This is a genomic window from [Clostridium] celerecrescens 18A (assembly GCF_002797975.1).
Classification (GTDB): Bacteria; Bacillota; Clostridia; order Lachnospirales; family Lachnospiraceae; genus Lacrimispora; species Lacrimispora celerecrescens.
The window spans coordinates 1,764,309-1,782,820 of the sequence record NZ_PGET01000001.1; the positions used below are offsets into that span (position 1 = coordinate 1,764,309).

The 18,512-nt window shown below is 44.7% G+C and carries 19 protein-coding genes; 1 reads left to right on the forward strand and 18 read right to left on the reverse strand.

Features of this window, described 5'->3' with window-relative positions:
* Positions 1 to 92: 92 nt before the first annotated feature.
* From H171_RS08340 to H171_RS08380, 9 genes are all read right to left on the reverse strand, one after another.
* Positions 93 to 626 (reverse strand): Holliday junction resolvase RecU, encoded by a 534-nt coding sequence (locus tag H171_RS08340; RefSeq protein ID WP_100304719.1) that lies wholly within the window; start codon positions 624 to 626, stop codon positions 93 to 95.
* Between the two features lie 9 nt (positions 627 to 635).
* On the reverse strand, positions 636 to 1,598 hold the full coding sequence (locus H171_RS08345; RefSeq protein WP_100304720.1) for an RluA family pseudouridine synthase: 963 nt from the start codon (positions 1,596 to 1,598) through the stop codon (positions 636 to 638).
* Positions 1,599 to 1,696: 98 nt separating this feature from the next.
* Entirely contained in the window at positions 1,697 to 2,266 is a 570-nt protein-coding gene (locus tag H171_RS08350; RefSeq protein ID WP_100304721.1) for an O-linked GlcNAc transferase-like protein, read from the reverse strand.
* A gap of 201 nt (positions 2,267 to 2,467) precedes the next feature.
* On the reverse strand, positions 2,468 to 3,238 hold the full coding sequence (locus H171_RS08355; RefSeq protein WP_100307471.1) for an SDR family NAD(P)-dependent oxidoreductase: 771 nt from the start codon (positions 3,236 to 3,238) through the stop codon (positions 2,468 to 2,470).
* A 106-nt stretch (positions 3,239 to 3,344) separates the two neighbouring features.
* Positions 3,345 to 5,285 carry a YgiQ family radical SAM protein gene (locus H171_RS08360; protein WP_100304722.1) on the reverse strand — a complete coding sequence of 647 codons (1,941 nt, stop codon included), beginning with the start codon at positions 5,283 to 5,285 and terminating at the stop codon, positions 3,345 to 3,347.
* Positions 5,282 to 5,947, reverse strand: coding sequence for an HAD family hydrolase (locus tag H171_RS08365; RefSeq protein ID WP_100304723.1), 666 nt, complete (start codon positions 5,945 to 5,947; stop codon positions 5,282 to 5,284). The genes H171_RS08360 and H171_RS08365 overlap by 4 nt, the downstream gene beginning before the upstream one ends.
* A gap of 127 nt (positions 5,948 to 6,074) precedes the next feature.
* On the reverse strand, positions 6,075 to 6,806 hold the full coding sequence (locus tag H171_RS08370) for a pseudouridine synthase (protein ID WP_100304724.1): 732 nt from the start codon (positions 6,804 to 6,806) through the stop codon (positions 6,075 to 6,077).
* The gene (locus tag H171_RS08375; protein ID WP_100304725.1) at positions 6,806 to 8,170 is read right to left on the reverse strand and encodes an RsmF rRNA methyltransferase first C-terminal domain-containing protein; all 1,365 of its coding nucleotides are present in this window, start codon (positions 8,168 to 8,170) and stop codon (positions 6,806 to 6,808) included. The genes H171_RS08370 and H171_RS08375 overlap by 1 nt, the downstream gene beginning before the upstream one ends.
* A 297-nt stretch (positions 8,171 to 8,467) precedes the next feature.
* A complete protein-coding gene (locus H171_RS08380; protein WP_100307472.1) occupies positions 8,468 to 9,277 on the reverse strand; it encodes a M23 family metallopeptidase in 810 nt (269 codons plus the stop codon).
* 51 nt (positions 9,278 to 9,328) lie between these two features.
* Here H171_RS08380 and H171_RS08385 point away from each other — a divergent pair, with 51 nt between their 5' ends.
* Positions 9,329 to 10,255 carry a nucleoside recognition protein gene (locus H171_RS08385; RefSeq protein ID WP_100304726.1) on the forward strand — a complete coding sequence of 309 codons (927 nt, stop codon included), beginning with the start codon at positions 9,329 to 9,331 and terminating at the stop codon, positions 10,253 to 10,255.
* Here the strand turns inward: H171_RS08385 and H171_RS08390 are convergent.
* The 9 genes from H171_RS08390 to H171_RS08430 form a co-directional block, all read right to left on the reverse strand.
* Positions 10,212 to 10,793 (reverse strand): vacuolar family H+-ATPase subunit H, encoded by a 582-nt coding sequence (locus H171_RS08390; RefSeq protein ID WP_100304727.1) that lies wholly within the window; start codon positions 10,791 to 10,793, stop codon positions 10,212 to 10,214. The two genes, H171_RS08385 and H171_RS08390, sit on opposite strands and share 44 nt — an antisense overlap.
* Positions 10,794 to 10,812: 19 nt before the next feature.
* The gene (coaD, locus tag H171_RS08395; protein WP_100304728.1) at positions 10,813 to 11,301 is read right to left on the reverse strand and encodes a pantetheine-phosphate adenylyltransferase; all 489 of its coding nucleotides are present in this window, start codon (positions 11,299 to 11,301) and stop codon (positions 10,813 to 10,815) included.
* A 49-nt stretch (positions 11,302 to 11,350) separates the two neighbouring features.
* Entirely contained in the window at positions 11,351 to 11,911 is a 561-nt protein-coding gene (rsmD, locus tag H171_RS08400) for a 16S rRNA (guanine(966)-N(2))-methyltransferase RsmD (protein WP_100304729.1), read from the reverse strand.
* Positions 11,912 to 12,310: 399 nt separating this feature from the next.
* Entirely contained in the window at positions 12,311 to 12,514 is a 204-nt protein-coding gene (locus H171_RS08405; protein WP_038281954.1) for an alpha/beta-type small acid-soluble spore protein, read from the reverse strand.
* Positions 12,515 to 12,695: 181 nt separating this feature from the next.
* Positions 12,696 to 13,319 (reverse strand): uridine kinase, encoded by a 624-nt coding sequence (gene udk / locus H171_RS08410; protein ID WP_100304730.1) that lies wholly within the window; start codon positions 13,317 to 13,319, stop codon positions 12,696 to 12,698.
* A 72-nt stretch (positions 13,320 to 13,391) separates the two neighbouring features.
* A complete protein-coding gene (locus H171_RS08415; RefSeq protein ID WP_100304731.1) occupies positions 13,392 to 14,087 on the reverse strand; it encodes a DUF975 family protein in 696 nt (231 codons plus the stop codon).
* Between the two features lie 110 nt (positions 14,088 to 14,197).
* Positions 14,198 to 16,249, reverse strand: a complete 2,052-nt coding sequence (gene recG, locus H171_RS08420) for an ATP-dependent DNA helicase RecG (RefSeq protein ID WP_100304732.1) — start codon at positions 16,247 to 16,249, stop codon at positions 14,198 to 14,200.
* Positions 16,250 to 16,340: 91 nt separating this feature from the next.
* Positions 16,341 to 18,014, reverse strand: coding sequence for a DAK2 domain-containing protein (locus H171_RS08425; RefSeq protein WP_100304733.1), 1,674 nt, complete (start codon positions 18,012 to 18,014; stop codon positions 16,341 to 16,343).
* A gap of 14 nt (positions 18,015 to 18,028) precedes the next feature.
* On the reverse strand, positions 18,029 to 18,385 hold the full coding sequence (locus H171_RS08430) for an Asp23/Gls24 family envelope stress response protein (RefSeq protein WP_100304734.1): 357 nt from the start codon (positions 18,383 to 18,385) through the stop codon (positions 18,029 to 18,031).
* Positions 18,386 to 18,512 lie beyond the last annotated feature (127 nt).

Sequence of the window (18,512 nt, forward strand, 5' to 3'; positions counted from 1 at the left end):
ATTTTCACAGTTTATTATTTTATATCACTTTCTTGTAGTAAAGTGATAATTTGATAACGTATAGTCGATTATAGGGGAAAAAGCGTTTCTTGTCAATCTCTTCTATCCAAATCTTTCTGAATCAGTTCCAGGTAGTGGACGAAAATATCCCGTAACCTCCGTATCCGCCAGGTCTTATCCACCTCTTCATAGGTAAAGCTTTTCCGCCCGCCCTCTTCCATTCGTTTCCAGAACCGTTTCAGCTGGTCAAATGGGAGATAATAGATCTCATCCTTCTGAGTATAGGATAAAATGATAAAAGCAATTCCTCCCTGACTTTCAAACTCTTCCATAAAAGCAACTTGATGAGGATGGATGTTTTGAAGGGGAAATGTGCCAGCCGAACATTCCTTGGCATCAAAGCATACCGGAATCCCCTGAACAGCCCCGATATAATCCACTGTACTTTTCTGGTCGAAATAGGCCAGGGTGATGTGGCGGCTTTCCTTATCAATGGAAATCGGGGTGATCGGCGTCGGTATCTTCTGGATCAAAGCCAACCCTTTTTCCCGGTAGCTGTCATTGCTTCGGTTAATCAGATCTTCAAGAGCTGAACCTCTTAACCCTCTTGTATTCCAGGTTCCCATCTCTGCCTCCTATCTCCATTCCCTGCATATCTTGGAAAAGGTCTTTGGTAAAGGCGCATAAAAGGTGCGGCCAGATAAGTAGGCAAGCGGCTCCGGCAGTTTAGGGAATGTCACCTGATAAGAGTGTAGGAGCTGGGATTGAATGTGATAAAGCTTTTTTGCTTCCTCGTTAACCCTGCTGTCCCCATATTTATAGTCTCCTACGATCGGGTGTCCAATGGAGGATAAATGAGCACGGATCTGATGGGTACGTCCTGTAATCAGAGTGACCTTAAGGAGAGTGTATCCTTCCTGCCACTTTACCGGCTCATATTCCGTAACTATCGGAGCGCATCCGGGAACCTCCTGCTTATAGACTGTCACCTGATTGGTTGCTTCCGACTTGGTCAGATAGCCTGTGATCACCTGTTTATCTGAAATCTGCCCCTTTACCACGCACTGATAATACTTGTGGATGCTCCTGTCCTTAAAGGATGCTGACATGAGCTGAAGGCCTGGGAGCGACTTTCCTCCCACCACCAGGCCGCTGGTGTTCCGGTCCAGACGGTTGCACACGGAAGGCCGAAAGCTCCTTAACTGATCTTTGGATAGCTGTCCGCTCGAAACCAGATAATCGATCATGTATTCCACCATGGATTCATCCGACTCTTTAGCTTTCTGGGAGAGCATGCCTGCAGGCTTATTTACCAAAAGTATGTGCTCATCCTCATAAATAATGTTTAATGATACTTTTTTTACCTCCTGAAGCTTTACCTGGGAAAACTTTTCAATGGTTTCATCAGAGAGAAAAAGTTTGACCTCATCTCCTTCTGCAAGCTTTTCCGAGCCTTCACATTTCCTGCCGTTTAAGGTGATGTTCTTCTTTCTCATCATCTTATAGAGAAAGCTCTTTTCTGCAAGGTTTAAATATTTGGAAAGCAGCTTATCAAGGCGCTGCCCTGCTTCATTTTTCGATACAATCAATGACTGCATGTTTTATCCTTTCCATATTACTACCATGTATTTTGGACAGGCCCACCCCGCTTTATCGGGTGTAAAGGTATACCAGAAAGGTATTTCTGTCCTGCCGGTTACATGGATAAGCTTTTTAACAACGTAACACCACGCTCCACGCTGCCGTCATCCTTGTACTCTGCTTCCGGTCTCAGATTGGAAAGGCAATTGAAAAATTCCTCTTCATCCAGAATGAGCCTTATATCCAGCTTTACCTGATGGCTGAGGAACATATCCTTAAAAAAACACTCTGCTTTTCCTGTGTCCTGTTTTCTGGCTGAACAGTAAGCATAGATGCCGGTTGGATGAACCGCAGCCACATCCACCGGCATGACCGCATCCCTTGAGGTGATGATCAGATCGTAAAGCATTCTGCTTTTTCCTTCATGGGAACATGCTTTTTTATAGAGTTCCTGGTTCAGCGTTTTGTATTTCCATGAGGCCAAAAGGGGGGATGCCCAATTGGCCATCGGAAGGACGGATAGAATGGCTGTAACCGTCAGGATATTTTTAAAGGATGAGCTGTCTGCCATTGTACGGGCCAATAGCTGTATGAGTATCAGGGCCGCCCCGGCAAGGACTTTCCCTAATTCTGTTCTTTTATGATAATTACGGTAACCGTACTGTCCCTTCCTGTATCGTTTCACTTTTATATTCCTCTTCCTTTGCCTTCTGGATATTCGTAATCCATTCGCTACTTGCTCACAGCGTGCCCCTCTTCACCAGACATAACCTCATAGCTGATATTGCAGCTTGTCAGAAAGGGCTTACACCCTTCTGACACAAGCAATTCCCAATCACCCCTTCTGCCTTTTCGGCATTCAAAGCGTGGGACTTACTTGATGAGGTTAAATAGTCTTCATAAGTCCCTTCATAATACGAAAGATCACGGAGTGTGGAATTGTGTTGCACATAAGCCGGAAAGACTTCATGGTGGTTCCATATACAGAAACCGGACGCCCCATCATGCTGTCCCGCAAAGCAATGCGCACCACTTTCTTGGGATCAGCCATGACGATCCTCTTATAAAGAGGGATCTTTCCTGTGGTTTCCGCAATATCGAAAAATTCGGTTTTCACTGGTCCCGGGCATACCGCCGTCACATAAATTCCCTTTTGCTTCAATTCTTCATTCAGCGCCCTGCTGTAACTTAACACAAAGGATTTTGTAGCCGCATAAATGGCAAATCCGGGTTGGGGCAGAAAGGAAGCAGCAGAGGAAAACTGTATGATGCGGCTGTTCTTTGACATATAGGGAAGGACCATATGAGTCACAGCACAAAGGGCTTCGCAGTTTAATTCCACCATGCCCATCTCATCCCCTATATTTATGCTCCCCACGGCGCCGATTTTTCCATAACCTGCCGCGTTGATTAACCACTTTACCTCTGGCTTTTCTTTCGCCAGGATATCCTCTAAGCTCATCAGTTTGCTTTTATCCGTCAGGTCAATGGCAAAGGTCCGGACCTTAACCGGAACATGAGGGGACAGCTCTTCCAGCCGGTCTTCCCTTCTGGCGATGGCCCATATTTCCCCAATCCCATTAAAACGGTCAGCAATCTGCATGATAAATTCTCTTCCCATGCCGGAAGACGCACCTGTTACAATGGCAATCTTCATAATCGTTCCCTTCTTTTTTATTATTTTTGCCTGCATATCTGGGGCAGAGCCCACCCCGCTTTTTTCGGATGTGAATATACCCGAAGGGTATACTTTGAATACAGGATTATTTTTTACCTGCTTTTTTATGGATGTTCCTAATGGTCTTTTTCTTTTGCTCCCGACGATCTTTTGTCTCTGAAGCCGCCCCTCTTTTCCCGCTGCCAGGATTCTTCCCTGTTTTATTCTCTGAGAAACCTCCTGGTGAACCTGTCTTCGGACGGATTAAGCATTTTTTATCATACCCGATCAAATCGGTGCGGCCTGCCAGTCTTAATGCCTCGGAAACCAATTCATAGTTTTTCGGATTCCGATACTGGATAAGCGCTCTTTGCATGGCCTTTTCATGAGGATTGACCGGTACATATACCTTTTCCATGGTACGGGGATCATATCCCGTGTAATACATACAGGTGGATATGGTGGAAGGGGTAGGATAAAAGTCCTGGACCTGTTCCGGCATATATCCCAAATCCCGTAAATATTCTGCAAGCTCCACGGCTTCCGAAAGTCCGGAGCCTGGATGGGATGACATTAAATAGGGAACCAGATACTGTTTCATACCAAGCCGCCCATTCATGTCCTTATATTCCTTTACAAACTGGCGATATACCTGATTTTGGGGCTTTCCCATTTTTGAAAGCACCTTGTCCGATACATGCTCCGGGGCCACCTTTAGCTGTCCGCTGACATGGTACTGACAAAGCTCTTTTAAAAACTTTTTCCCGGGATCCGCCAGCACATAATCAAACCGGATGCCAGAACGGATGAATACCTTTTTCACCTTTGGCAGGCTTCTTAGCTTTCTCAGTAACTCGATATAATCCGAATGGTCCGCTTTCAGATTTTTGCATGGTTCCGGGAACAGGCACTGCCGGTTGGAGCAAGCCCCTTTTGTCATCTGTTTTTCACAGGCCGGGTATCTGAAATCCGCTGTGGGTCCTCCTACGTCATGGATATATCCCTTAAAGTCCGGTTCCTCTGTTAAAAGCTTTGCCTCATCCAGAAGGGAATTATGGCTTCTTGCTTGTATAATCCTGCCCTGATGAAAGGTAAGAGCACAGAAACTGCAGGCGCCAAAGCACCCCCGGTTGCTGATCAGACTGAATTTAATTTCACGGATGGCCGGAACTCCTCCAAGCTCCTCATAGGAAGGATGGTAATTTCTCATATAAGGAAGAGCATAAACCTCATCCATTTCCTCCATGGAAAGAGGCTTGGCCGGAGGATTCTGAACAACAAACAGATTGTCTTTATATGGCTCCACCAGACGCTTTCCGGTAAATGGGTCCGTATTATTATATTGAATGTAATAGCTTTTTGCGTATTCTTGTTTTTCAGCCTTCATTTTATCAAAAGAAGGAAGGATCTGGGCATCATATACGGATTCCAGGCTGTCCGTCTTATAGACTGTGCCATCGATAAAAGTGATATCCTTGATGTCGATCCCGCTATTCAATGCGTCTGCAATTTCCACAATGGACTTTTCCCCCATCCCATAGGAAATTAAGTCCGCCTGGGAATCAATCAGAATGGAATGCTTTAACCGGTCCGACCAGTAATCGTAATGAGCCAGACGCCTTAAGCTGGCTTCAATGCCGCCGATAATGACAGGCGCTTTCCTATATGCGGACCGGATCAGATTACAGTATACCGTAACCGCATAGTCAGGACGCTTTCCCATAACGCCCCCTGGTGTATAAGCATCCTGCTGTCTGCGTTTCTTCGAAACAGAATAATGATTTACCATGGAATCCATGTTGCCGCCGGAAACCAGGAATCCCAGGCGTGGTTCTCCTAAGACCTGAATGCTTGCCCGATCCTTCCAGTCCGGCTGGGATATAATCCCCACTTTATAGCCATGGGCCTCTAAAAGGCGGCTGATAATGGCATGGCCAAAGGACGGATGGTCCACATAGGCATCTCCGGTGACATAGATAAAGTCACATTGTTTCCACCCTCTGATATTCATATCAGCCCGGCTCATGGGAAGATAATCGTGCATCATGATATTTCGACCTTTCTTTTCAGTATCTGGTGATAATCGTATATAAAATAGTCAGCTAGCTGCCGTTTTTCTTCTTCCATCTCTCTGGAAAATTCATCATCAATGGCGCAGACCGTCATGCCTGCACGCTTTCCTGCCAGAATTCCTGCAGGGACATCCTCAAAGACCAGGCATTGATCAGGAGATACGGAAAGCTCCCCTGCAACCTTTAAATAAATATCCGGCGCAGGCTTACCATAAGTCACCTCGCAGGAAGTAGCCACTACCTGAAAATATTGCCCGATATTTAAGGAATCAATCACCGCATCCACCATCTGCCTGCCATTGCTGGTGGCGATTCCAGCCTTTAATCCTCTTTCAGTGATATATTTAAGAAAATCTCCTGCTCCCGGCTTTAACCAAACCTCGTTCCTGTATTTTTCAATGGACATATCCGTCCACACAGCCTTGATTTCCTCAAGGGATTCTTTCAGCTTGAACCGCTCTTTAAAATAAAAAGCGGTTTCCGAAAAGCTCATCCCTTCAATCTCCTTTTGTAAATCTTCCGGACATGCAAGCCCTCTGCTGCCAAGAAATTCTATATCAATGGATTTCCACATCCACATGGAATCAACCAGTGTTCCATCCAGATCAAAAATCACTGCTTTCTTTTCCTCTAACATCCTCTGCTTTTGTCTTCCTTTCCTTAAGATTGCCCATGTAGTTTGGGCATAAAGAGATTCCCGAAGGGTGTTTCCTTAAGATTGCCCATGTAGTTTGGGCATAAAGGGATACCCGAAGGGTGTTTCCTTATTTACCATGATTTTTTAGACTCAGGATTTCATCCTCTGAAAGCGGGCGGTATTCACCCGGTTTTAATGCCTCATCTAATATAAGGCTTCCCATAGACATTCTCTTTAAGTATATCACACAGCACCCAAGAGTTTCAAACATCCGTTTGACCTGATGAAATTTTCCTTCCCGGATGGTCAGGTGGATTTCAGAAGGTACCTTATTTTTCCCCTGCTTAAGTACTTCCAGCAGGGCTGGCATTGTGGGCGTTCCATCGGAAAGCACAAGCCCTTCCTCCATGCGTTCCTTTGCATCAGGCGGAAGCTCCCCTTCAACCCGTGCAAAATAAACCTTATCCACATGCTTTTTAGGAGACAGCAGCCGATGAGCCAGGTCTCCGTCATTGGTGATAAGAAGAAGCCCCTCCGTATCAATATCCAGCCGTCCCACAGGAAAAAGATCATCCCGTTTCCGCTCCTCAATGAGACTGATCACGGTTTCATAACGGGAATCTTCTGTGGCAGATACCACGCCCTGGGGCTTGTTTAGCATGTAATATTCATACCGGACATAGGACACTGGACGCCCATCCACGGATACTTGTTGTTGTTCCGGATCGATTTTGCGCTCTGCCCTTTTCTCCGGTATGCCATCTACCAGAATCCTGCCTTTCCTGGCCATTTCTTTGATCTGGCTTCTCGTTCCTTCTCCCATCTCTGTTAAATATTTATCAAGTCTCAGTTCCTTCATTATTGCCACCGCCATCCCGGATAGTATTTGTTTTTTATAGTTGCTCCGCTTCCCTTTGCAAAGCCCAGGGGGAAGCCCTCCACACAGATCAGACACCAGCCTTTTACAGGGTCCTCTCCGTCTTTCAGGGAAATGGTTTCTCCCTTTAAATAGCGGATCACCCTATCATCCTGTTTTTCCCAGGAGACAACCTGTTTGAACTCTTCTGGCTTTAAGGCCATAGCAAAGGCCTGTCCCGGTTCAAAACGGTCCTTCTTCATCTCTCCCAGCAAAAGTCCGGTCCTTAAGAAGCGCAGTCCTTTCGTATTCTCCTGGAAATGTTCGGGCAAATAGTATACCGCATCATTCTTTATCCGGATCCGGGAACTCTCCAGTGGCTTTGAGACCATGGTAAGGAAATTAGAAAGTTCAGCAGGAAGGGGAGACTGTTTGCTTCCGGCCTTTCCATAATCCTTATATCCTGCCGTACTGCCTTTCTTTTTTAACAGCGCCATAAAATGCCCTTCTCCCTTGATCTTATGGGGAAAAAGGCGGAGGCAGCCGGGGAGGCTGATCCCACCGCTGGCTCCTTCGAAAAGAGGAAGCCTGATAAGCTCCATCTCCTCATGGAACTTCAGAGTCCGTCTGATAATGTCTTCATTTTCACAGGCAGAAAACGTACAGGTGGAGTATAAAATATAGCCCCCGGGAGCAAGCATGCCTACTGCCTGATCCATAATTTCACTTTGGATCGCAGCATAATACTCCGGCCCGTGTTCCTCATAGCTTTTCACCATATCCGCATCCTTGCGGAACATCCCTTCTCCGGAACAGGGCGCATCAACCAGTATCTTATCAAAAAATTCACCGAAGGTTTCCTTTAATTTCTTTGGTTCCTCACTGGTGACACAAATATTCTCAATTCCCCACAATTCTAAGTTCTTAAGCAAAGCCTTTGCCCTGGAATTGCTGATGTCATTGGACACCAAAAGACCTAGGCCTTTCAGCTTTGCCCCCAGCTCCGTACTTTTCCCCCCTGGCGCTGCGCAAAGATCAAGTACCTTGTCTCCCGGAACTACGGGAAGCAGGCTTGCCGGCGTCATAGCGCTGGGTTCCTGGAGATAATAAAGCCCGGCGTAATAATAAGGATCTTTTGCCGGACGTTCTTCTCCCTCATAGTAAAAACCGTTATAAATCCAGGGAACGGGCTTTAGCTTAAGGGTTGTCATGTTTGTAAATTTTTCCGGGGTTATTTTAAGGGTATTGATACGCAGTCCATAGAGCCGTTCCTCTTCAAAACTTTTTAAATACGCCTCATACTCTTCTTCCCCTAATAAATCTTTCATTCTGTTAAAAAATTCTTCTGAAATCTTCCGTTCTTTCACGTTGTCGCTCCCATCTTGCGTCAAGGAAGTTCGATTTACCTTAGGCTCATCGAACGGCTAATTTACCAAAGTAAGGCGCGTTATTCTGCCTTCATTAAATAAACTATGCCTATGTAAGCAATCTTAATATAGCTTATCGAAATTTGCAAGGCAAGTTTCGATAAAAGGCCGGCTTTATCGTCCATTTATCCGATTATCGGAAGCGATATTTGCATCTGATAATATATAACTTACCGGAACATGCAAAGCAAGCTTCGGTAAAAGAGCTGCTTTTTTACCCAGCCAACCGATATTACATTAATACGAATATTTCAACCGGTATTTCTCCAGATATTTTAACACCCAATAGGGATTTACGCTCATCTCCTCATTATGATCGGTCCGCAAATAAATTCCCAAATGCAAATGGACTGGAAAGTTGCCGGTAGTCCCCTCTACCTGGCTGTAACCGGTATCCCCCATAAATCCCAAAAGTTCTCCCGCTGTCACCTCGTCTCCTTCCTTCCACTGCCTGCTGTAGCCGTAAAGATGGGCATAATAAAGATACGCTCCCTTTGGAGTCCGTATCCCGATCCTCCATCCTCCCTTTTCCAGCCACCCTACCTTTTCAACCACTCCGTCACTTATACTGACCACCGGATAATGCCCTCTGGGCTGCTCCTCGCCCATAATGTCGCAGCCTTCATGCCCTCGATCTCCTCCGTAGGTCCTGTTGTCCATCCAGCCGTTTTGATAGCTTATATCCGGAGAACCGGACTCAAGGGACAATGGGATCGGAAAAAACTTTAAATCATATAAAATAGTTTCATAGGCCTGACGGAGCTTTCTATACTCCGCCGGCTTTACCTTTAATAGTCGGTCCGTATGGGTATCACTGTCTGTGACCCCAGTCAGATCATATTGATGCTCCACCATTAGGGAAGTCAAAGTATCATAATCAAGTAAATCCCATTCCGCCACCATTTTTCCAAGCTTTAAGCTTCTGAAGTCATCGCTTTCCCAGGTATAAGCGTCGAGCTGGTAAAAGGTAGGATTATTATACAGGTAATCGATCATGGTTACCTGGAAAACAGAAAGGATCAGTATTAAAAGAAGAATCACCATCATATCAGTCATGCCATTTCATATAATTGTATAAAACAATCTATTCAGGTGTACATGAAAAAATCCTTTTTCCGTCTGCTTTCCGTTGCTGCCTTAATTCTGTTGCTCCGTTTTCCGTCCACAGCCTTTGAAGGGGCAAGAAACGGACTTGTATTATGGGGCTCAGTCGTGATACCCACCCTTTTGCCCTTTATGATCTGTTCCAATGTCATAGTTGCCTTAAATGCAATCCGCATCCTTATTTTCCCCGTCAGAAGGATCCTTCATCGATTCTTTTGCCTTTCGGATGCAGGAAGCTATACCCTTGTTTCCGGACTGCTCTGCGGTTATCCCATGGGAGCCAGAACCTGCAGTGATTTCATGGATAATGGACGTATCTCCGAAAAAGAAGGAAGATATCTTTTAGCCATCTGCAATCATCCCAGCCCCATGTTTTTGTTAGGCTATGCTGCCGGAGGGCTTCCATCATCCGTACCGGTCTGGCTCCTTCTTGTCTGCGTCTACCTGCCCATAATTCCTCTTTCCATTGCAGCCCGGAGCTGTTATGGCATAAACGGACCTGCCCTGTCCCTTCCTGTAACCAGAGAATCCTCCAAATCCTTTGATGACAGCTTAATGGATTCCTGCGAAGTTATGGTAAAAATCGGGGGATATATCATGCTTTTTTCCATACTGGCCCTCTACATAACAAAGCTCCCCATAAACCTCCCTCAGTATAAGGCCCTTATCCTGGGATTTGTTGAAATGACCACAGGAATCAAGGCCGTTTCTCGTGCTTTTACAGGAATCTCCGCAGGCTTATGGATCGGAACCGTAACCGCATTCGGCGGATTATCCGGCATCTTTCAGACAAAGAGTGTTATAAAAAATGCCGGATTATCCATCCGGCACTATGTAGCTTGGAAAGTACTTCACAGCTTCCTTACCATCATACTTTTTATTCTGTTGTCCCGTTTTCTTCTGTTCCTTCCACGGGCATGACAGCTCCTGTCAGCTCCTGGCGGTTAGAGGAGACGATATCATAGCTTGACTGCATGGAAGTCATAAACGCGTCAAAACGGCCCTGAGCTCCTTCCATGGAATGACTGATTATAGTCTGAAGGCTCTTTAACATGTCATCCGTATACTGGACAGAGCTTTGCCTGATTCCATTGGCGTCAGAAACCGCCTGCTCCACAATCTGCTGGGCTTGGCTGTTGGCCTGTTCAATAATATCATTGGCCTGGGTGTATGCTTTCTGCATAATTTCATGCTCATTAACCAGCTCATTTGTCTGAGCATTGGCCTGGGCCAAAATAGAATCCGCCTGCTGGCGGGCTTCATTCATAATGGCGTCACGGTTGCTGATGATCTTCTGATACTGCTTAATTTCATCCGGAATGCGCAGACGAAGCTCTACCAAAAGCTCTTCAAGTTCATCCCTGTTGACCACAATCTTACTGTTGGAGAGCGGCTGGTATTTACAGCTGTCAATATATTCTTCAATTTCACCGATTAACTGTTCAATTCTGCTCATCATATACGAACACTCCTTACCCTTATTTCATTCTATCTTCCATCTTCTTCATTACACGCTCTGCAACGCATGCAGGTACAAACGTGTTTATCTCTCCACCATAGGCGGCAATCTCCTTCACAATGCTGGAACTCAAGTAAGAATATTTTAAATTCGTTGTCAAAAACACAGTATCAATCTCTGGGGCCATGACCCGGTTTGTCTGTGCGATCTGCAATTCATATTCAAAATCCGTTACAGCCCGAAGCCCGCGAATCACTGCATCCGCCTGATTGGCTCGTACAAAATCTACCAAAAGCCCTCCAAACGACTCTACCTCCACATTGGGAAGATCTTTCGTAAGGCTCTTTAACATATTAACACGTTCTTCTACAGAAAACAACGGAGTTTTTGAATTATTATTTAAAACTCCTATGATCAGATGGTCCGACATCCTGGCAGAACGTTCAATAATATCCAGATGACCAAAAGTCACCGGATCAAAGCTACCCGGGTACACTGCTTTTTTCATATGGTCTCTTCCTTTTCCTTATTGTTGTCCATGTATTTCAGGCAATTTCTTATAGTTTTTTCCTTGTTATAAAAACATGCTTATTGGTTTTATAATTCTTTTCCCTTAACGTCCGGTATCCCAGATTCTCCAAAAAATCAAAAGAAGTCTCTAAAGAAGCTTCCACAATAATTGTCGTATCCTCATCAATCAGCCGGGAATCAGCCAGTTCCTGCAAAGCCTTTTTTTCCCAATCTTGATTATAGGGAGGGTCCATAAATATAAAATCAAACACATACCCTTTCCCAGAAAGCCTTCCAAGTCCTGTCATGATGTCACAGTTCATCACAATTGCGCCATCCTCCAGTTTGGTGGTCTTTAAATTCTCACGGATACATTCCGCTGCCCCCGGATTCTGTTCCACCATGACCGCCAGCCTGGCGCCCCGGCTCAGCGCTTCGATTCCGATAGCCCCGCTGCCAGAGAATAAATCCAGAAAACAGCAATCAGGCATGTCCCCTTGTATCATATTAAAAAGTGTTTCTTTAATTCTATCTGTCGTAGGCCGCGTATCCAGCCCCTCTATGGTCTTCAAAACAAGCCTCCTGGCTTTTCCTGCTATTACTCTCATAACAATTCCTCACTTTATTTTTCCAAACCATTATAGTATGAAATCGGTAGATATACAACTGATTTTTCGCGCCAGCAATGAGCCATGGTGAAAAAATGCAGAAATTCAGGCGCGTTGTGCTTGCACATAAGCACCTGAACTTCTGTATTTTTTCATAGGGCGAAGCCCGCGACCCTGACTGCGCTCCGTGCAGTCAGGGTTCCATGGCGGACTCAACTACCGCACCAACCCTTTCCAGCCACTTCTCCCACCCCAAATCAAAAAAAACAGGAGCCGCAGCCCCCATAACTGATTATCAGTTACGAAACTGCAGCTCCTGCTTCCCTTCAATCGTCCATGCTATTGGACTAAATGTTATTTCTTGTTATATTCGAAGGGTGTTTCATTTTTTTTTACAGATTATTTACCTGCCATCTGTCTTTCCTGGGCTTCGATCATCTTCTTAACCATATAACCGCCTACGGAACCGTTCTGAGCAGAAGTTAAGTTACCGTTATAACCGTTGGTTAACGGAACACCAATCTCGCTGGCTACTTCCATTTTAAAACGATCCATTGCTTCTTTTGCCTCTGGTACATTTGTAGTATTAGATCTACCTGACATAATGATATGCCTCCTTTTCATCTATTCACCATGATTTTGTTTTTTTAATAATTCATGGTGTGTTTTGTGCTACACTCCTATTATGGCTGGAATAGAATGAAATACACTAGAAGGTTTTTCGTAAAATGTTTTTTTCTGGAAAAAATCGAGCCTTCAAAAACATTCTCATACAGATACATTTTTAACCCTGATTACCAGACTCCAAAATCTTTTCAATATTCGTTTTCACCAATTGAAACGCTACCTCATTCATGCCGCTGTTTATAATAACATCCGCCATTGGTTTCGTAGGCTCCACAAACAAATAATGCATTGGCTTAACTGTGGTTAAATACTGTTCCACAACACCCTCGATATCCCGGCCTCTTTCCTTTACATCCCGGATCACCCGGCGAAGGATCCGTTCATCGGCGTCAGCCTCCACAAAGATCTTTATATCAAACATGCTTCTTAAGCGCTCATCCGCAAAAACCAGGATTCCCTCAACTAAAATAACCTTTTTAGGCTCCACTTTCACTATATTTTGAGAACGGTTGTGCATGGAATAATCATAAACAGGGCAATCAACCGCTACTCCTGCACGAAGCATTTGAAGCTGCTCCAGCAAAAGTTCTGTTTCAAAAGCTTCGGGATGGTCATAATTCATTTTCTTTCTCTCTTCAAAAGAGATCCCGTCCTGCTTTTTATAATAATTATCATGATAAATAACCGCGATATCGTCACAAAATGCATCCTTTAACCGGTTGGTAAAGGTCGACTTCCCTGAGCCGGTTCCTCCGGCAATTCCAATTATCACACACTTCATCTTCCGTGCTCCTCCACTCATTTGCCGTACAAAAGGGTTCAACCTCTTAAAAAAGTTTGAACCCTTTTATCATTACTCAATTACAGTCGCTTCTTCATATACAACCGCATTAGGCTTTATTGCACAATAATAATTAGCAAAGGTAACCTTCATATAAGGATATACATAAATGAAAGCAATACCACAGGTGACAAGGCCCAAAAGCTGCCATAAAATAAAGGACAGCTCCAGAACAAAGAATTCCCACTTATGTCCTACCATCATTTCCTTACTTTCACGAATGCATTGCATAATACCTTTACTAGGATCCTCAACCATAATAATAATAGCCTGTGAATAGCGGTAAGCAGCTATAATACCCGGAATAATCAGAAGCAGGGTCCACAAAAAAGTAAGTAAAGACACCATGAGAATCAATCCAAGAGCTTTAAAAAAATACCTTACAGATCCGAATAAATCCCCATATGACATAGTATCATCCCTGTTTGCAACTTTTAAACAGTAAGACTGATACCCAAACTGGATAATAGTACTAACAACAATATTAATAATTAAAAAAATAATGCTGCTGGCTGCAAATGCTCCGCTCTGGCCTAAATCCCCGTAAGCGTTCGCATTACCTATCATCTCCTGCCATATATCAAGAAATCCCTGTACAACAGATAATATAACCATGATGACACCAACAATTATTGTAACCATATAAGGACTTACCATCGCATCCCTCATGGCATCCTTTGCATCAAATTTTAAGGTTTTTCTACTCATTACATTCCTCCTGTTTCCCTGCATTCATAATTTTACGTAAATAAGTTTATCATTTGCAGTCGATTATTGCAAATATTTTCTGCAAAAATCAGACAATCAGATAATTTTAACTATAAATTAAGCTTATCATAGCTTTTCTCAAGATACTCCTGCAGCTTACCTTTCAGTTCCTGGTGTTCCTCTTTTTCCAGCTCCGGATCCACATGAAAAAGCCGTTTCACTTCTTCAGATACAGTCTTTAACAGGTTTGCATCCGTAAAAATATCCCCCAGTTTAAATTCCAGATCCCCACTCTGCCTGATTCCGAAAATATCGCCGGGTCCCCGGAGCTTTAAATCCTCTGAGGCAATAAAAAAGCCGTCATTGGACTGGTTTAAGATTTCCAGGCGTTCTTTCGTCCCTTCCTGTTCCGACGCTCCTACCATAATACAGTAAGACTGATATTTACCCCGCCCTACACGCCCTCTCAGCTGGTGAAGCTGAGCCAGCCCAAAGCGCTCCGCATTCTCAATCATCATTACCGTTGCGTTGGGAACATTCACTCCTACCTCAATTACAGTCGTGGAAACCAGAGCTTTGATTTCCCCGCCGGCAAATCTCTCCATGATTTCATTTTTCTCCTTAGGCTTCATTTTCCCATGAAGATATTCAACAGATATTCCCGGAAGTGCCTCTCTTAAGGTTTTCGTATAATCCACTACATTTTCCGCATCAATCATCTCGCTGGCTTCCACCATAGGGCAGATCACATAGGCCTGCCGGCCGCTTGCTATCTCTTTCCGGATAAATTCATAGGCCTTCCCCCGGCAGCCGGTATCTACAACACAGTTTTTAATAGGCAAACGGTTTGCCGGCAGCTCATCAATGATTGATATGTCCAGATCTCCGTAAATGATAATAGCGAGGGTCCGTGGGATGGGTGTGGCACTCATAACCATAACATGAGGCTCTTCTCCCTTTTTCCCCAGCAATTCCCGTTGGCCGACTCCAAACCGATGCTGTTCATCGGTGATCACCAGTGCCAGATTATCGTATACCACCTTTTCCTGTATGAGGGCATGGGTTCCGATAATGATATCCGCCTCATGGGAAGCAATCTTTTCGTAAGCAATCCTTTTTTCCTTCGCCGTCATGGAGCCTGTAACAAGTATGGGCTTTTTGTCAATCTGATGCGCAGCAAACAGCTCTGTCATGGATTCAAGATGCTGCTTTGCCAGTACCTCCGTAGGCGCCATAAGAGCTCCCTGATATCCGTTATACGCCGCCTGAAGAAGGGCAAGTATGGCAATAATCGTCTTACCGGAGCCTACGTCTCCCTGAATAAGCCGGTTCATGACCCTGCCTCCCGAGAGATCGCCGTATACCTCATTTAAAACCTTATCCTGGGCATTGGTAAGAGAATAGGGAAGACTTTTCCTCAAGGCCTCTACTTTGGGAGAGAGACTCAAGATATATGCGCTTTTTTTATCCTCTCTGCCATCCTTTAAACGCCGGACCGCCATGAGAAAAAGAAAAAATTCGTCAAACACCAGTCTTTTTCTGGCAAATAACAGTTCATTCCGGTCCGTCGGAAAATGAATATGTTCAATTGCAAAATTATATTCCGCCAGTTCGTGTTTTTTTCGCAAATCAGCAGGCATATAATCCCGTACCATACTCCGGAGGCTTAACGCCTGTCGTTGAGCTTTTACAATGGTTTTATTGCTCAGTCCCTTGGTTTGACCGTAAACAGGCTGCATGGAATGCACCACCTGCTCATAAGCCTCTTCCGTAAATACCTCAGGCTGTTCCATAGTAAGACGCCCGCTTTTCTTTACCACCCTGCCACGGAAAATAGCCCGTGTCCCCGCTTTTAAAGTGGAGTGAAGATAGGGCATATTGTACCAGGTGAGCAAAAGAGTTCCCGTCATATCCTTTAAAGTTGTTGTGATGACCTGAATATGGCTGTACCGTTTTACATCCGGAGTCTTATAAAGCATACCGGCCACAGTCATCACCTGATCCGGTTTAAGCTCCCCAATAGGGCATGGCTCCTCATAGGTGTCATAGGCCCTTGGATAATATTCCAGAAGATCCCCAACGGTTATCACTCCCACCTTTTGAAACAATTTCCCTGTTTTTTCACCGATTCCCTTTAAGGAATCAATAGACTCACCATTCAAAGACGGGTTCCCCTCCTTTCTTTTTACCTGCACAGCAAAACCGGGCAGACAGGCCTCGTCTGCCCGGTATATAAAATGCCGCTGGCTCTTTTTATTCTACTGATATGAGATAATAATAAATCGGCTGGCCGCCTGCATGAAGCTCTACCTCGCAATGGGAAAACAGCTCTTCTGCTTTTTCCTTAAGCTCTTTTGCAGCCTCTTCTTTGACATCCTTGCCGTAATAAATGGTCACTAATTCAGATTCTTCTTCCACCATGGCTTCCATGGCTTCTAACACCGTTGACTCAATTTCCTTTCCAACCGCCAGAATACCACTGTCGCCAAGCGCCATGATATCCCCTTCCCGGATCTCAATATCATCGATCATGGTATTGCGGACCGCATAGGTAACCTGTCCTGTTTTCACTCGGGACATCTCTTCTGTCATAATCTTTTCATTATCCTCCGGCGATAAATCCGGAGCAAAATTGATGATGGCAGTAATGCCCTGAGGTATGGTTTTTGAAGGAATCACAATAACCTTCTTGTCTTCCACCAGGCTCTTGGCCTGCTCAGCAGCCAATATGATGTTTTTATTGTTTGGCAGGATATAGATGGTGTCGGCATTCACCTTTTCGATGGCATTTAACATATCCTCTGTACTTGGGTTCATGGTCTGACCGCCCTGGATCAGATAATCTGCGCCGATCCCCCGGAATATTTCATCAAGACCTTCCCCGACAGATACGGATATAAATCCATAGGGCTTTCTCTGCTCCGCCTTTTTTTCGACCCCAGCCTTCTGCTGTGCTGCAAGTTTTTCCGATTCTTTAATCAATTTTTCCTGATGCTCTTCCCTCATATTATCGATCTTCATGCGGGATAAGGAACCATAAGTAAGGGCCTTTTGGATTGCAAGTCCCGGATCATTGGTATGGACATGGACTTTTACCACGTCATCGTCCGAAACAACCACAATGGAATCACCGATGGATTCCAAGTATCCCTTGAAATCGTGTTCCTTCTTATCATCATAGTGGTTTTCCAGATTAATGATAAACTCGGTACAATAACCGAACCGGATATCAATGTCAGCAGTTGTTGCTCCTGAGGCTCCGGCAGCATCAACCGGGCGCTTTTCGACCTCTACGGATAAGTCAACCTCTTTGCCCGACAGACAGTCAAAGGCACCCTTCATTACCTGCATAAGGCCCTGGCCGCCGGAATCTACAACACCAGCCTGTTTTAAAACCGGAAGCATCTCAGGCGTCTGGCTTAATACATAATCACCATGTTCGATTACCTTCTGACAGAACTCAAGGATATCCTCTGTCTCGGTCACCAGCTCCGCAGCCTTTTCTGCCATTCCTCTGGCTACAGTTAGAATGGTTCCCTCTTTTGGTTTCATAACTGCTTTATAAGCAGTTTCTGTTGCCCGTACAAAGGAATTGGCTAAAACGGTGGCAGTCACCTGATTGGCGGCAGCGATCTCTTTTGTGAAACCACGGAACAACTGGGACAGGATCACACCGGAGTTTCCTCTCGCTCCTCTTAATGAACCGGAGGAAATTGCTTTTGCTAACGATTCCATGGTGGGATTTTCAATGGCAGCCACTTCCTTTGCCGCTGCCATGATCGTCATGGTCATGTTGGTACCGGTATCTCCATCCGGCACTGGAAACACATTCAGTTCGTTAATCCATTCTTTCTTTGCTTCCAGTCCTTTTGCTCCTGCCAGAAATGCCTTTTGCAGCATTTTGGCGTCTATATACTTCATACCCACGGGTAGTTTCCTCCTTAATCAATCACTCTTACGCCTTCGACAAAGATGTTAATCTTATCTACTGCCATACCTGTGAATTCTTCTACTTTGTATTTTACATTTTCAATCAAGTTATCCGCCACCGCAGAAATGCTGACCCCATAGGCTACAATTACATGGAAATCGATGGTGATATGGTTGTCCTGGATATTCACATTGATTCCGTGAGTCAGGCCTTCCCGTTTTAAAAGCTTAACAAGTCCGTCTTTCATACTGACAGCCGCCATACCGACGATACCGAAGCATTCCACTGCGGTCGTTCCGGCATACATAGCGATAACATCAGGGCTCACCTGGATTTCGCCCAGTTTATTATTAATATAACCCTTCATAGTCTCTACCTCCGTTCTTTCTGTCTGTTTTGATTATACATGATTTTACCAAAAAAAGAAACAAATTTTTAATTTTCACTTGCAAATCCATGTGTTTTCTGTTATCATACATTTGTTGTGGATTTTT